Raw genomic sequence first — 12,073 nt, forward strand, 5'->3', positions numbered from 1 at the left:
CGTCATTCGCCCTTGATCGCGCGGGTGACGGTTTCGACGCGTCCGCGCAGGAAGTTGAGCGTGGCGGTGTAGGCCACCGCGTTTTCGGCGAAGGCAGCCTGTTCGGTCGACATTTCGACGGTATTGCCGTCGAGGCTCGCCATGGTCGGGACGCGATACTGAATGGCGCTATCGGTTGCGCGGGCGGTATCGGCGCCGCCCAGCTTGGCCTGCAGCGCGGCGGCAAAGTCCACGTCGCGCGCCTTGTAGCCGGGCGTTCCCGCATTGGCGATGTTCGAACCGAGCACACCCATGCGCTGCGACCGGATTTCCAGTGCCGCCCCGTGAATGCCGAACAATCTGTCGCTCATCTGAGCCTCCGCAAAAATTACGGGAAATGTTCAGCAAGGGGCGTGCCAAAGTGGATTTGCAGGGCCGGAAAAGGCCAAAGCGGCAGAATGTGGCAAGCGCTTGCCGGTAGGCGGCAAAGTTCGTCCGCCGGATAAATCTCGGCAGACTCCGGTCGTTCTTGGCGGCAAGGAGAAGCAACTTCATGCTGGATACCTGGTTCGATCCGATGGCGCTCGCCATCGTCCTTGCCGGCACCTTGGCGGCGACGCTGCTGCGCTGCGGCGTCGCAGACAGCCGCATTGCGCTATGCGCATTGCGCGGCCTGTTCGATGAACCCTTCGATGCCGCAAGGGCCAAGGCCAGCCTGGCCGTCCAGATCCGCGAGATCGCCGACGACGGCTTCCTTCGCGCCGAACCACACCATTTCGGCGATAGGGAATTCGACAGCCTGTCGGACCTCATGATCAGCCAGCGTTCGATCCAGTCGCTGCATGGCGAGCATTCCAAGTTCAAGGACGCCCGGCTGGCCAATGCGCACACCGCCATGCGCGTATTCGACAGCGCCGCCGAACTCGCGCCCGTCCTCGGGCTCGCCGGCACGCTGGTCGCGCTCGGCCAGGCGCAGGGCGCGGCGGCGGCGAACAGCGGGATCGTCGGCGCGATCTCGACGGCGGTGGTCACCACCCTCTACGGCCTCGTCGCCGCCAATTTCCTCTTTTCTCCCATCGGCAATGCCATCGCGCGCAGGTCGCGCCAGGAAGAACGCGATCGCGACGAGGTGCTCGAATGGCTGGCCAACGGCATCCAGAAGGCCGGCAAGGCCGATGCCGCGCCGGTCGCGGCGAAGGTGGCGGCATGATCCTGCGTCCCACATCGGGCTGGCAGACGATCACCGCGGATCTCGCGCTGATCCTGTTCCTGATCACGGCCCAGGCCGCCGGGACAAATGCGGCGCCGGCCGGAGAAGACGAAACGCCCACGGTCGTAGCCGCCCCCGACGCTCAGGCGCCGGTCGCTTCTTCCGCGCTGGCCCTGCACCGTCCCGTCCGGGGCGAAGAGGTCCGCGAATGGCTGATCGCAACGGTTACCGACGAACGCCAGGTGGCGACGATCTCCGTCGGTTATGCCCCCCATCGCCGGGTCGAGGCGCTGGCCGAGGGCGAACGGCTGATGGCCGAGGCGGAGGCCGCCGGCATCGCGGCACGCCTGATCGCGATCCCGAACAGGAAGGACGAGGTCGCGATCTCGGTCGATTACCTGCGCATGCCTTCGGCTGGCACGAGTCTTGCTCCGTAATCGCGAAACGCTCCCGATCGCCGGGGGTACACTCGTGAACCGGAGCCAGAATCGATCATGCGTCACCAGTTTCTAGGATCACTCGCCGCCGCGCTCTTCGCGACCTCGGCCGTGGCCGCAGCGCCGATGGACCTGTCGATCATCGATCGCGCCGTGGCCGATTTCACCGGTGCCGAAGTCGGCCAGCCGGGCGGCGCAAAGCTGCCCGTCGACCGCCGCCTGCGGCTGTCGCACTGCCAGTCTCCGCTAGACCTGCAATGGTTCGGGCGCGACCAGCGCTCGATCCAGGTCGCCTGTCCCAGCGCGGGCTGGCGCATCTATGTTGCCGTGGATGGTGGTGCCGGGGGCTCCGGTCGCTTCGCGCAGCAATATGGCGAGACGCTGGTCAAGCGCGGCGAAAACGTCACCATTCTCGTGCGCGGCAGCGGCTTTACGCTGACCCGGCAAGGATCCGCCGTCGAAGACGGAGCGCAGGGCGAATGGATCAAGGTCCGCGCCGCCGGCGAAAAGACCGAAACGCTTCGCGCCATGGTCATTCGCCCGGGCCAGGTCGGCATCGAATTGCCGTAACCGGCAAATTTTATTGCCGGGGAGTTAAACCCGCGCATCTTTCGCCGTTCTTCTGAGCGACCAGTCAATGGAGCGAAACGATGCGTATTGTCGGATTGCCGGAATTTCAGGGATCGGTGCTGCGCCCGAGCGCAGCCGTCTCGCCTGCAGGGAAGATCTCGCCCTCGCAGAAGGTCGCTGCCGAAGCGCGCGAAGCCGAAGCCCCCATTTCGACTTCGCGCGTTTCGGCGGGCCGTGAGGTTCCCGTCGACCACGACCGTGTGGCGGAAATCCGCAAGGCGCTGGAAACCGGCACCTACCCGCTGATCCCCACCGAAATCGCCGATGGGATCATCGCGGCGGGCCTTTATGGAAAGGTCGGGAAATGACCCGCAAGAAGGAAACGCTGGCTACCCTGCAACAGATGCTCGCACTTTTGCAGGGTGAGCGGCAGGCACTTGCCGCCCTCGACCTCGATCGCATCGTCACCTGCACCAATGGCAAGATGGATTTGTGCGCAAAGCTCGAAGCGGTGGACCAGGCCAGCCTGGACGAGGAATGCCTCGGCGTCCTCGACGCGGTGCGCCGCCTGAACGAGATCAACCGCCGCTTGCGCAACCTGATTGCCAGCAATGTCCAGAACCGCCTGGGCGCGCTGAGCGGCAACAGCCAGCCCTACGCGGCCCTGCCTCGCCAGAATATGGGCGTGGCACTCGCCTGACGATCCAGCCCGCCTGGGCGGGGGATTTGGCACGCATCTTGCTGAACTGCCGGGAGAACAATTCCCGGAGGTTTCGTGCCTACAGTCAATCCAGTCCAGACCGCAGAAGTGCAGGGAGCGATCGCCCGCGCCGCGACGCGGACCGGTGTCGACTTCGATTACCTGCTGGCCCAGGCCAGGCTCGAATCCGGTCTCGACCCCAGCGCCAAGGCGCGAACCTCGAGCGCGACCGGGCTCTACCAATTCATCGATTCCACTTGGCTGCGCACACTCGACCGGCATGGCGCCAAGCACGGCATGGATTGGGCCGATGCCGCCATCAGCCCCAATGGGCGGGTGAGCGACGCGGCGACGCGCAATCACATCCTGTCGCTGCGCTACGACGCCGACGCCTCGTCTCTGATGGCCGCCGAATTGACGCGCGACAATGCACAGGGGCTGCGCACGACGCTGGGCCGCGAGCCCGAACCGGCCGAACTCTACCTCGCGCATTTCCTCGGCCTCGGCGGGGCGCAGAAATTCCTCGGCGTGTTGGACAGCAATCCCGATCAGTCGGCCGCTGCCCTGATGCCGCAGGCCGCCCGCGCTAACCGTTCGATCTTCTATGCCGGCGGATCGCCGCGCTCGGTCGGCGAGGTGATGACGCTGATGCGCGACAAGGTCGATGCCGCCTATGGCCAGACGCCGGTGCCCGGCGGCGGTCGGGGCACCGAACACGATTTCGCGGCGATGGCTGCGCAACCGCAATTCCAGCGTACCGTGTCCACCCGCGGCAATCTGGCGCCACCGCCACTGCCCCCTGCGGGTGGTCCGCGTCCGTCGATGGCCGACACGCTACGGTCCACCTTCGGCGACGGCAGCGCCGGCGGCAGCCGCGCGAATGAGCAAATCGCCGCCGCCTATGGCAAATTCAAGGCGCTCGGCCTGTGAGCGCGCGTCAGATCCTGAACCCCGGGCTCGCCCTGCCGATCGGCATCCTGACGATCATCCTGCTGATGGTGATGCCGATCCCGGCAATGCTGCTCGACGTGTTCTTCGTGATGAACATCGCCCTGTCGGTATCGGTGCTGATGGCGGCGATGAACGCCAAGAAACCGCTCGACTTCTCGTCATTCCCCTCGGTGCTGCTGTTCGCCACGCTGTTGCGCCTGGCGCTCAATGTCGCATCGACACGCATCGTCTTGCTGAACGGGCATGAGGGTGGCGCGGCAGCGGGCAAGGTTATCGAGGCCTTCGGCGCCTTCCTCATCGGCGGCAATTTCGCCGTCGGTATCTTCGTCTTCCTGATCCTGATGATCATCAATTTGATGGTCGTGACCAAGGGCGCCGGTCGCGTGTCCGAAGTCTCCGCCCGCTTCACCCTCGACGCCCTGCCCGGCAAGCAGATGGCGATCGACGCCGATCTCGCGGCCGGCCTGCTGACCGCCGACGAGGCCAAGGCACGTCGGCGCGAAATCGCCACCGAGGCCGACTTCTATGGCTCGATGGACGGTGCCAGCAAATTCGTGAAGGGCGACGCCGTCGCCGCGCTGCTGATTCTGCTCATCAATGTGATCGCCGGGCTGGTGCTGGGCGTTTCGACGCACGACCTGTCGGCCGGCGAAGCGGCCGAATTCTACGTCACGCTCGCGGTCGGCGATGCGCTGGTCGCATCGGTGCCAGCGCTGCTGCTGTCGATAGCGGCCGCCGTCATCGTGACCCGCGTATCCGACGCGCGCGACCTGACCGGCCAGATCGGCGGCCAGCTCGCCGATCCCAAGATCTGGCTGCCCGTCGCCTGCATCCTGTTCGTGATCGGCTGCATTCCGGCGATGCCCCAATCGATCATCCTGCCGCTGTCGGCAGGCGCGTTCTGGTTGTGGCACAGCCTGCGCAAGCGCCAGGAAGCGGCGGAAAACATACCCGAACCGGTGGTCACACCCGACCCTGCGCATATCGCGATCGACGAGGTTTCCGACCAGACGCTGGTGACGATCCAGCTCGGCTACGGCCTGATCCATCTGACCGACGAGAAGCGCGGCGCGACGCTGGTCGCGCGCCTGACCGGCCTGCGCAAGCAAATGTGCCAGACCTTCGGCTTTATCATCCCCCAATTTCGCATCGAGGACAGTTTCGAAGTCGAGCCCGACGCCTATCGCATCACGCTGGGCGGTGCGACGATCGGCGGCGGCAAGATCAAGCCCGACCACCTGCTGGCGATCGACACCGGCGAAGTCATGCACTCGCAGGCCGTCCCCGGCGAAGCGACGGTCGATCCGAGCTTCGGTTGCCCGGCGCTGTGGATCGATCCGGGCACCCGCGACCTGGCAGTGGCCGAGGGCTACCTCGCGGTCGATCCGGAGAGCGTCATTGCCACGCAGATCCACCAATTGCTGGCAGCACGGGCGCAGGACCTGCTCGGCCCCGACCAGGTCCGCGACCTGCTCGACCATCTGCGTGCGCGCCACGGCCAGCTGATCGAATCCTTCACGCCTCAGCCGCTGACGCTTGCCGCGGTCACTCGCCTGCTCAAGGCGCTGCTCGCCGACGGCATCTCGCTGCGCCATTCGCTGCGCGTCTTCTCGAGCATCTCGCTCGCCGCGCAGCAGACCGCGGAGCACGATCGCATGATCGACATCGTCCGCGCCGACCTTGGCGCCATGATCGTAGGCGAAGCCTGCCCGCCCGACGCAAAACTGCCGGTAATAACCTTGGCTGCGGGTCTCGAGGACATGGTCGTCGGCGGGCTGCAGGACCCCGCATCGGGCGAGATCGTGATCGAACCCGACCTTGCGCGGTCGATCGGCGAACGCATCGCCGCCATCGTCTCGCAGCGCGACCCATCGGCCACGCGGCCCGCGCTCATCGTTCAGCCGCGCGCCCGACGCGCGCTGACCGCCCTGCTGCGGCTGCGCGCACCGCAATGCCTGGTGCTGTCGATCAACGAACTGCCCGCCGCCCAGCCGATCGAAGTGATCGCGGTGGTGGGCGACGAGACACCCGAACAGCCTGCTCAACTCGGCCATGAAACGGAGGCCCTCGCGGCATGAAGTACGACCACTCCAATTTCAATGCACAGCGCGCCTATACGAGCGAGACCAATCAGCGGATCGGGAAATTCCTGCCCATGGTCCGCAAGCTGGCATGGTATTACGAGGGCAGCTGCGGCGCGTCCCTGGATGTCGACGACCTGCTTCAGGCCGGAATGATCGCGCTGACCGAATGCGCGCAGCGCCATGATCGGCCGGGCGAAGATGGCTTTGCCGCCTATGCCAAGATGCGTGTGCGCGGGGCGATGATCGATCTCTTGCGCTCCCAATCGCCGCATGCGCGCGGCGCCGCCGCCCAGCGCCGCCGCATCGACGGCGCGATCGACCAGCTGCGCATCAGCCTGGGCCGCGATCCTTCGGCCGAGGAAATCGCCTTCGCGATGGATATATCGGTCGAGGAGTATCACGACATGCGCGCACAGTTGGCGACGCGCGTGGTCGATCTCGAAGATTGCTATTCCGACGCAAATCCGGCGTTCACTTCGGAAGAACCCGATGCCGAGGCGCGCCTGCTCGAAGCCGACGACCGGGAAGCCCTGGCCGAAGCGATCGCAAGCCTGCCCGAACGCCTCCAGCTGATCGTCAAGCTGCATTTCATCGAAGAGCTGAACCTGACCGAGATCGCCGCCGTTCTCGATGTGAGCGTGCCGCGCGTTCACCAGCTCAAGTCATCGGCGCTCTCGAAGCTGCGCCTGGCCATCGCCGATCGCTAGAAAACCACGTGTGAGCGCACAAACCACGAGAAATTCTGCGAAAAATCTTGCCAATACGTGCCAGAACGGATGACAGCTGCCGGTATTGCGGTGTAATCGCACCGTAACGCACCCCTTTTGCGGGGCCATTCCGTTCGGGATAACTCCGATGTCGCCTTGGGAAAGCCGAATCCTGTCTTTCGTGGATTCATGTTCGGTTGGTGGATTCCAGACCTCGCATGACGCGATCGTGGCTCTGGCTGCGATTCTCGACGACGCCCCGCCAACGCTCACCTCCATCCTTTCGAAGCGGGCGGACAATGCCCGACTGGCGCAGCTTCTCGAAGTGGACGCGCAACTGTGCGCCGCCATGGAACTCGTCGGTCCCACCCGGGGCATTTTGATCGGCTGTTCGGCAATCGGTTCGTCGTCAGGTCTCGTGAAGATCGTCGACGATGTCGAAGAAGGTAATTTCTTCGCTGACGATCCGGCGATCGCATTGCTTGGCGCCTATGCGCGTGCGCTGGTCGCCATCATCGCTGCAGCCAATGCGGGCGACGGCCCGGACCTATAGGCTGGCTTCCATGGCTACGCGGACCGCACCGATGCTGTTCGCCACCTCGAGCTTGGCGATTACATTGCGACGGTGAATCTCGATCGTCCGCGGACTGATCGACAGCTGGCGGGCAATCGCCTTGTTCGAATGGCCTTCTGCGACGGCGCTCAGCACTTCGCGCTCGCGCTGGCTCAGCTGTTCGAGCCGGCGCACAGCCGATTGGCGGCGATGGCGCAATCCCTGCTCGCGCAAGCTGCGACACCGCAAGGATTCGATCTTGGAGTAGGGGTCGTCCGCGTCTGCCGAATACTCGAAATATCCCATGGCGCCACGATCGAGTGCATCGAAAACGGTCTCGACATCGGCGCTGTCGCGATAGGCGATGATCGATGCGTCTTGATCGGACCGGCTCAGCAGGGCGTGACAATCCTCGACCGCGGTATCGCTATCATGGATCAGGAAACATGCACCTTGCGCCCAGTGGCCGCCGATTTCCTCGACGGATTCCAGCGGAACCGCGCGGGCACGGTTGCCCACGGCTCGGCTCAGCGCATTGCGCCGCTCGAGGTCCGCGTCGACGATATAGTAAACGGTTCGGGACTCTCCCATGTCCGTGACACTCCTGCAACTATGGGTAAACCCTTAGCGATTGATCGTTAACATGACCTTCCAGCAGGCTACGTATTTATGCGTATGCGCTGCCCCGCCGCGCGCGGTGTGCTTCAAAGCGCGGTTCGGAATGGATCTGGCAAGGAGTGCGCGCAACGCGCCATAGCCCGACGAGACGGTTATCGGGATGTTATGGACGCGAACCGGCCGCCGCTAGCGGGTTCTGAAATGGGTGGAATGCCGTTTGGCCGCGCCGATCCGGCGTTCAGGCCAGCTTCGCCGCCCTGAAGGCCGATGCGATTTCCGCCATATCTTCGCGCAATTGCGCGATTTTGTGCAGGTCGACTGCGCTGATCGAGTCGAGCAGGAGGCTCTTGGCAGCGCCGTAGAACTGCAACAGGCTGGTGGCGAGTTCGGCATCGCGGTCGATACCCATTTCCAAAGCGGTCAGGGCGGTGACGCAGCGGGTCAGCGTGCGACTGCGCACCGCGCGATCCTTGCGCGATTCCGCGATCTGGAGGACGCCCAGATTCTCGATCAGGTCGTCGAGGCAGATCAGCACCAGGTCTTCGCGGCCGCTGGCCATCAGCCGGGCGTCGAAATTGCTTTGCCGATAGGCGTCGCGAGGTTGCGCACGGGCCAGCATGTCAGTCTCTCTGTGAGTTCCAGACGTCGATCTGCGACTGGAGGAAGGATAGGGTGGATTGCGATGCGGCCACTCGGCTGTCGGCCTTGGCGAAGCGTATCACCATGTTCGAGCGCAGGACTTCCTGCTGCTCGGCCAGTTTCTCGAGGTCCCGCGTAACCTCCTGCGACTGCGACTGGTAGCGGGCGATGGATCCGGCCAGCGTGCCGGGGTCGCTCGAAACGGCGTTCGACCGCGCCATGCGGTCGATCGTCGCATAGACGCCGTCGATGCCCGTGGTGAACATGGCGGCGACGCCCGATGGGTCGCGCGCCAGCGTCGCATTGAGCGTCGCGCTGTCGAAAGCGAAGCTGCCGTCGCGCTGAATGGCGAGGCCGAGTTCGGCCAGTGTGCGCGGCGCCCCATCGGGCGCATTGGGCATGATCTCGAGCGATCCCAGGCCCGACAGGCTCCGGCTGAGCGCCCGGGCACCCGCATCGCGGGCCAGGTCCCCGGTGAGCGGATTGATGGCGCTGCGCAATTCGGCGACAATTTCATTGAGCGCGCCGGTGATGTCCTGCATCACGCTCGAGATCGCGCTGTTCGGGCTGTTGAACGAAATCGTAGCGGGCGCGCCGACATTGGTGCCGGTCAGTGTAAGCGAGAGGCCCGGCGCGACGCTGTCGATCGTGTTGGAATCGCTGGTGCGGGCCAGACCGTCGAGCAGGAATTCGGCATCGGCGGATGTCTTGACCAGCCGTGCGGGATCGCTTCCCGGCTGCCATGCGAGTGCCGACAGGCCCGGATTGGCGCCGTCTTCGGTTGCATCGATTGTAAAGCCGTTCTGGACCCCGTCGGCGCCCTTTACGACTAGCTGCGCGCCCCCTGAAGTCTGCGCGATGTAGGCGTTGAGCCCGGCGTTCTTGGCATTGATGGCCGATGCCACGTCCTTCAGTGTCGCGCCCACTGCAATATCGATCGTCAGCGGCGTGCTGGCCACATCCTCGGTGAAGGCAGCATTGGTCGTTTCGCCGAACCGTATGGTCAGCGTGCCGGCCCCGACGGTATCGGTTTCCGCGGCATAGGTCGGGCCTGTAAGCACTTGATTGCTGGCCAGTTTCGTAACTTCTAGCGAATAGCTGCCCTTGCCCAGCGTACCGACGGGAGTCGAAACGCCGGCGACCGCCGGGTTGGTGATCGAGGGCAGCGGCGCTAGATCGCCCGTGCGCAGCCGGTCGCCCAGCGCGGCGGAGAAGGTCGACAGGCTGCTGCGGATCGATCCGGCCAGCGAAATGCGCCGTTCGAGCACTTCCGATTGGTCGGTCAATCGCTGGTTTCGCCCGGCGAACTGCGCCTCGGCCAGCTGTTCGGCGAGACCGGTCATGTCTACGCCGCTGCCAATGCCGAGCGAGGAGGCGATCGAGGAGGTCGAAATACTCATCGTTCTGATAACGACGCGCCGCCCCGGGGATTAACCGTCAATCTGCCATCGGCGTCGAAACGCAGCGCGGCAGGAACGTCGACCGCCGGCATCGGCGGCGTCTCGCCGCGCTTGAGCGAGAAGACGTAGGCCAGCACCGAAGCGACCGCACCATAGAGATCCTCGCAGATGATCTGCCGTTCGCGCGTGGTGTAATAGACCGAGCGCGCGAGCTGCGGGATCTCGAACATCGGCAGCTCCAGCTCGCGTGCCAGCTCTTTCATCGCGAGCGCCTTGTCGCCGCGGCCCTTGGCCAGCACGATCGGCGCCGATGCCTTGGCCGGATCATAGGTCATCGCGACGGCGAAATGGGTCGGGTTGGTGATCACGAATTGCGCCTCGCGCATCGCGCCCGAGACCGACCCGGTGGCGATATCGCGCTGGCGCTGGCGCCGCGCGGCGCGCATTTCGGGCGAGCCTTCGGTTTGCTTGTTCTCGTCGCGCAATTCCTGGTGGCTCATCTTGAGGCGCTTCTGCTGACGCAGCCACTGGATCGGCAGATCGACGAAAGCGATCACGATCAGGCCCGCGCTGAGCGCGAAGACGAGCGAGATGATCGAATACCACGCCGCCGTCAGCTGGGCGGACAGATTGCCGCGCCCCAGCCCGATGATCGTTTCCATGCTGGTCCACCACCACACCGCCGCAATCGCGCCGAGCAGGATGATCTTGAGGATTCCCTTGCCCATCTCGATCAGCCCCTGCGGGCCGAACATACGCTTGAGACCCTGTAACGGATTGATCCGCTGGCCCTTGGCCTTGAGATTGCCGATCACCCAACGCCCGCGGCCGAAGCTGAGCTGTGTGATCAGCGTGAGAATGAGCACCGGCACGGCCAGCGTGAGGATCGCCGGCACCCCGAGCAGCAGCCCCTGCATGAACAGGTCCTCGATCACGAAATCGTTCATGTCCTTGGCGTCGAACAGGAAGGCTTCGCGCGCGAGTTGCGACAGCCCTTCGAGCAGCCAGGGTCCGGCAAGCGCCAGCCAGGCGCCGCCGAACAGCATGACCGCAGCCGTACCCGCATCCTTGGACCGCAGGACGTCGCCCTTCTTCGCGGCATCGGCGAGCCGCTTTTCCGTCGGGGCAAAGGTCTTCTCGCCGGCGGTCTCCTCGCTCATTGGCCGATCACGCTTTCGGTCTGTTCGAGCGCATCGCCGACGAGGCCGGTGAACTGGTCGAAGATCAGCGGTGCGGAGATGATCAAGGCCGCCAGACCAGCGAGCACGCCCGCTGGCAGGCCAAGCGCGAACAGGTTGAGCGCGGGAGCCGAGCGGCTGAGGACACCCGTCAGCACCTGCACCAGCAGCAGGATCAGCGTGACCGGCAGCGCGATCCGCAGAGCGGTCTCGAACATAAAGCTGGCGAAACCCGCGATTGCGGCGAAACGCTCAGCGCCGAGCCAGGTCTGTCCCGGCGGGAATGCCCGATAGCTTTCGGTCACCAGCGCGATCCAGTGGAGGTGCGCGCCGGTGGCAAGGAAGATCAGCGTCAGCACGATCATGAAATACTGGCCGAAGGACGTGGTCGTGCCGCCACCCATGGCATCCTGCGAGACCGCCATGCTCATCCCCATTCCACCCCCGATCAGTTCGGCGGCAACGGTCGGCGCGGCAAAGGCCAGTTGCAGGATGAACCCGAGCGCGAGCCCGATGATTACTTCGCCCGCAATCGCCAGCATGCCTTCGAGCGACAACAGCGCCGGAGGAGTGGCGATATCGGGCATCCAGACCGACACGAAGATCGCCAGCGCGCCGGTGATCGACACGCGCACCGACATCGGTACCGAGCTCGCCCCGAAGAAGGGCGCGGCAAGCAGCGCGGCACCCAGTCGGGTCATCAGGAAGACGACCCGCCACATGTCCTGCTCGAGCGCACCAAGTCCGAAGTCGATCCCGTTCACGGCAGGGATCTCAGTCGCCGATCCGCGCGATCTCGGCGAAGATATCGTGCGTGAAATCGCCCACCAGAGCCATCATCGAGGCGCCGAGGATGACAAGCACCACGGCCACCGCGCCCAGCTTGGGGACGAAGGTCAGCGTCTGTTCGTTGACCGATGTGGCCGCCTGCACGAGCCCGATCACGAGACCGATGGCAAGGCTGGCCAACAGGATCGGCGCTGCCACGAGGGCCGCGATCCACAACATGCGGTCGGCCATGGAAAGGAGAACGGCGCTTTCGTCCAT

General features: G+C 64.9%; 16 protein-coding genes. 9 read left to right on the top strand and 7 right to left on the bottom strand.

Annotated elements, in window-relative coordinates:
* Window positions 1-2: 2 nt before the first annotated feature.
* The gene (flgB, locus tag ACQY4G_RS01875; RefSeq protein WP_067694012.1) at window positions 3-350 is read right to left on the bottom strand and encodes a flagellar basal body rod protein FlgB; all 348 of its coding nucleotides are present in this window, start codon (window positions 348-350) and stop codon (window positions 3-5) included.
* A 182-nt stretch (window positions 351-532) separates the two neighbouring features.
* On the opposite strand from flgB, the gene ACQY4G_RS01880 reads away from it, so the two are divergent.
* The 9 genes from ACQY4G_RS01880 to ACQY4G_RS01920 all read left to right on the top strand — a co-directional run bounded on the left by ACQY4G_RS01880 (window position 533) and on the right by ACQY4G_RS01920 (window position 7,191).
* Window positions 533-1,189 (top strand): MotA/TolQ/ExbB proton channel family protein, encoded by a 657-nt coding sequence (locus ACQY4G_RS01880; protein WP_421992649.1) that lies wholly within the window; start codon window positions 533-535, stop codon window positions 1,187-1,189.
* The gene (locus tag ACQY4G_RS01885; RefSeq protein ID WP_421992651.1) at window positions 1,186-1,626 is read left to right on the top strand and encodes a hypothetical protein; all 441 of its coding nucleotides are present in this window, start codon (window positions 1,186-1,188) and stop codon (window positions 1,624-1,626) included. Before ACQY4G_RS01880 ends, ACQY4G_RS01885 begins: the two co-directional genes overlap by 4 nt.
* A 57-nt stretch (window positions 1,627-1,683) precedes the next feature.
* Window positions 1,684-2,196 carry a flagella basal body P-ring formation protein FlgA gene (locus ACQY4G_RS01890; RefSeq protein WP_421992653.1) on the top strand — a complete coding sequence of 171 codons (513 nt, stop codon included), beginning with the start codon at window positions 1,684-1,686 and terminating at the stop codon, window positions 2,194-2,196.
* An 80-nt stretch (window positions 2,197-2,276) separates the two neighbouring features.
* Complete coding sequence (locus tag ACQY4G_RS01895) at window positions 2,277-2,564, top strand: flagellar biosynthesis anti-sigma factor FlgM (protein ID WP_067694000.1); 288 nt, start codon at window positions 2,277-2,279, stop codon at window positions 2,562-2,564.
* Entirely contained in the window at window positions 2,561-2,896 is a 336-nt protein-coding gene (locus ACQY4G_RS01900) for a hypothetical protein (protein ID WP_421992655.1), read from the top strand. The genes ACQY4G_RS01895 and ACQY4G_RS01900 overlap by 4 nt, the downstream gene beginning before the upstream one ends.
* A gap of 75 nt (window positions 2,897-2,971) precedes the next feature.
* Window positions 2,972-3,826 carry a transglycosylase SLT domain-containing protein gene (locus ACQY4G_RS01905; RefSeq protein ID WP_421992657.1) on the top strand — a complete coding sequence of 285 codons (855 nt, stop codon included), beginning with the start codon at window positions 2,972-2,974 and terminating at the stop codon, window positions 3,824-3,826.
* A complete protein-coding gene (locus ACQY4G_RS01910; protein ID WP_421992659.1) occupies window positions 3,823-5,925 on the top strand; it encodes a flagellar biosynthesis protein FlhA in 2,103 nt (700 codons plus the stop codon). The genes ACQY4G_RS01905 and ACQY4G_RS01910 overlap by 4 nt, the downstream gene beginning before the upstream one ends.
* Window positions 5,922-6,638, top strand: a complete 717-nt coding sequence (locus ACQY4G_RS01915) for a sigma-70 family RNA polymerase sigma factor (protein ID WP_421992661.1) — start codon at window positions 5,922-5,924, stop codon at window positions 6,636-6,638. The genes ACQY4G_RS01910 and ACQY4G_RS01915 overlap by 4 nt, the downstream gene beginning before the upstream one ends.
* 229 nt (window positions 6,639-6,867) lie before the next feature.
* Window positions 6,868-7,191, top strand: coding sequence for a hypothetical protein (locus ACQY4G_RS01920; RefSeq protein WP_421992663.1), 324 nt, complete (start codon window positions 6,868-6,870; stop codon window positions 7,189-7,191).
* Here ACQY4G_RS01920 and ACQY4G_RS01925 read toward each other — a convergent pair.
* The 6 genes from ACQY4G_RS01925 to ACQY4G_RS01950 form a co-directional block, all read right to left on the bottom strand.
* Window positions 7,186-7,782: a response regulator transcription factor gene (locus tag ACQY4G_RS01925; protein ID WP_067693985.1), complete on the bottom strand. Its 597-nt coding sequence runs from the start codon at window positions 7,780-7,782 to the stop codon at window positions 7,186-7,188. The genes ACQY4G_RS01920 and ACQY4G_RS01925 overlap by 6 nt on opposite strands.
* A 265-nt stretch (window positions 7,783-8,047) precedes the next feature.
* Window positions 8,048-8,428, bottom strand: a complete 381-nt coding sequence (locus ACQY4G_RS01930) for a flagellar protein FliS (RefSeq protein ID WP_067693982.1) — start codon at window positions 8,426-8,428, stop codon at window positions 8,048-8,050.
* Between the two features lies 1 nt (window position 8,429).
* Window positions 8,430-9,848 carry a flagellar filament capping protein FliD gene (gene fliD / locus ACQY4G_RS01935; RefSeq protein WP_421992665.1) on the bottom strand — a complete coding sequence of 473 codons (1,419 nt, stop codon included), beginning with the start codon at window positions 9,846-9,848 and terminating at the stop codon, window positions 8,430-8,432.
* On the bottom strand, window positions 9,845-11,008 hold the full coding sequence (locus tag ACQY4G_RS01940) for an EscU/YscU/HrcU family type III secretion system export apparatus switch protein (RefSeq protein WP_421992667.1): 1,164 nt from the start codon (window positions 11,006-11,008) through the stop codon (window positions 9,845-9,847). Before ACQY4G_RS01940 ends, fliD begins: the two co-directional genes overlap by 4 nt.
* Window positions 11,005-11,790 (bottom strand): flagellar biosynthetic protein FliR, encoded by a 786-nt coding sequence (fliR, locus tag ACQY4G_RS01945; RefSeq protein WP_421992669.1) that lies wholly within the window; start codon window positions 11,788-11,790, stop codon window positions 11,005-11,007. The genes ACQY4G_RS01940 and fliR overlap by 4 nt, the downstream gene beginning before the upstream one ends.
* A gap of 10 nt (window positions 11,791-11,800) precedes the next feature.
* A complete protein-coding gene (locus tag ACQY4G_RS01950) occupies window positions 11,801-12,073 on the bottom strand; it encodes a flagellar biosynthetic protein FliQ (protein ID WP_067693970.1) in 273 nt (90 codons plus the stop codon).

It is taken from the genome of Qipengyuania sp., assembly GCF_965277845.1.
Taxonomy (GTDB): domain Bacteria; phylum Pseudomonadota; class Alphaproteobacteria; order Sphingomonadales; family Sphingomonadaceae; genus Qipengyuania.

Excerpts from the sequence above, each read along its gene's own strand:
- ACQY4G_RS01890 (WP_421992653.1), top strand. The coding sequence starts at position 1,684 with ATGCGTCACCAGTTTCTAGGATCACTCGCCGCCGCGCTCTTCGCGACC.
- ACQY4G_RS01950 (WP_067693970.1), bottom strand. The coding sequence starts at position 12,073 with ATGGACGAAAGCGCCGTTCTCCTTTCCATGGCCGACCGCATGTTGTGG.
- flgB (WP_067694012.1), bottom strand. The coding sequence starts at position 350 with ATGAGCGACAGATTGTTCGGCATTCACGGGGCGGCACTGGAAATCCGG.
- ACQY4G_RS01915 (WP_421992661.1), top strand. The coding sequence starts at position 5,922 with ATGAAGTACGACCACTCCAATTTCAATGCACAGCGCGCCTATACGAGC.
- ACQY4G_RS01930 (WP_067693982.1), bottom strand. The coding sequence starts at position 8,428 with ATGCTGGCCCGTGCGCAACCTCGCGACGCCTATCGGCAAAGCAATTTC.
- ACQY4G_RS01895 (WP_067694000.1), top strand. The coding sequence starts at position 2,277 with ATGCGTATTGTCGGATTGCCGGAATTTCAGGGATCGGTGCTGCGCCCG.
- fliD (WP_421992665.1), bottom strand. The coding sequence starts at position 9,848 with ATGAGTATTTCGACCTCCTCGATCGCCTCCTCGCTCGGCATTGGCAGC.
- ACQY4G_RS01885 (WP_421992651.1), top strand. The coding sequence starts at position 1,186 with ATGATCCTGCGTCCCACATCGGGCTGGCAGACGATCACCGCGGATCTC.
- ACQY4G_RS01925 (WP_067693985.1), bottom strand. The coding sequence starts at position 7,782 with ATGGGAGAGTCCCGAACCGTTTACTATATCGTCGACGCGGACCTCGAG.
- ACQY4G_RS01940 (WP_421992667.1), bottom strand. The coding sequence starts at position 11,008 with ATGAGCGAGGAGACCGCCGGCGAGAAGACCTTTGCCCCGACGGAAAAG.
- ACQY4G_RS01880 (WP_421992649.1), top strand. The coding sequence starts at position 533 with ATGCTGGATACCTGGTTCGATCCGATGGCGCTCGCCATCGTCCTTGCC.
- ACQY4G_RS01900 (WP_421992655.1), top strand. The coding sequence starts at position 2,561 with ATGACCCGCAAGAAGGAAACGCTGGCTACCCTGCAACAGATGCTCGCA.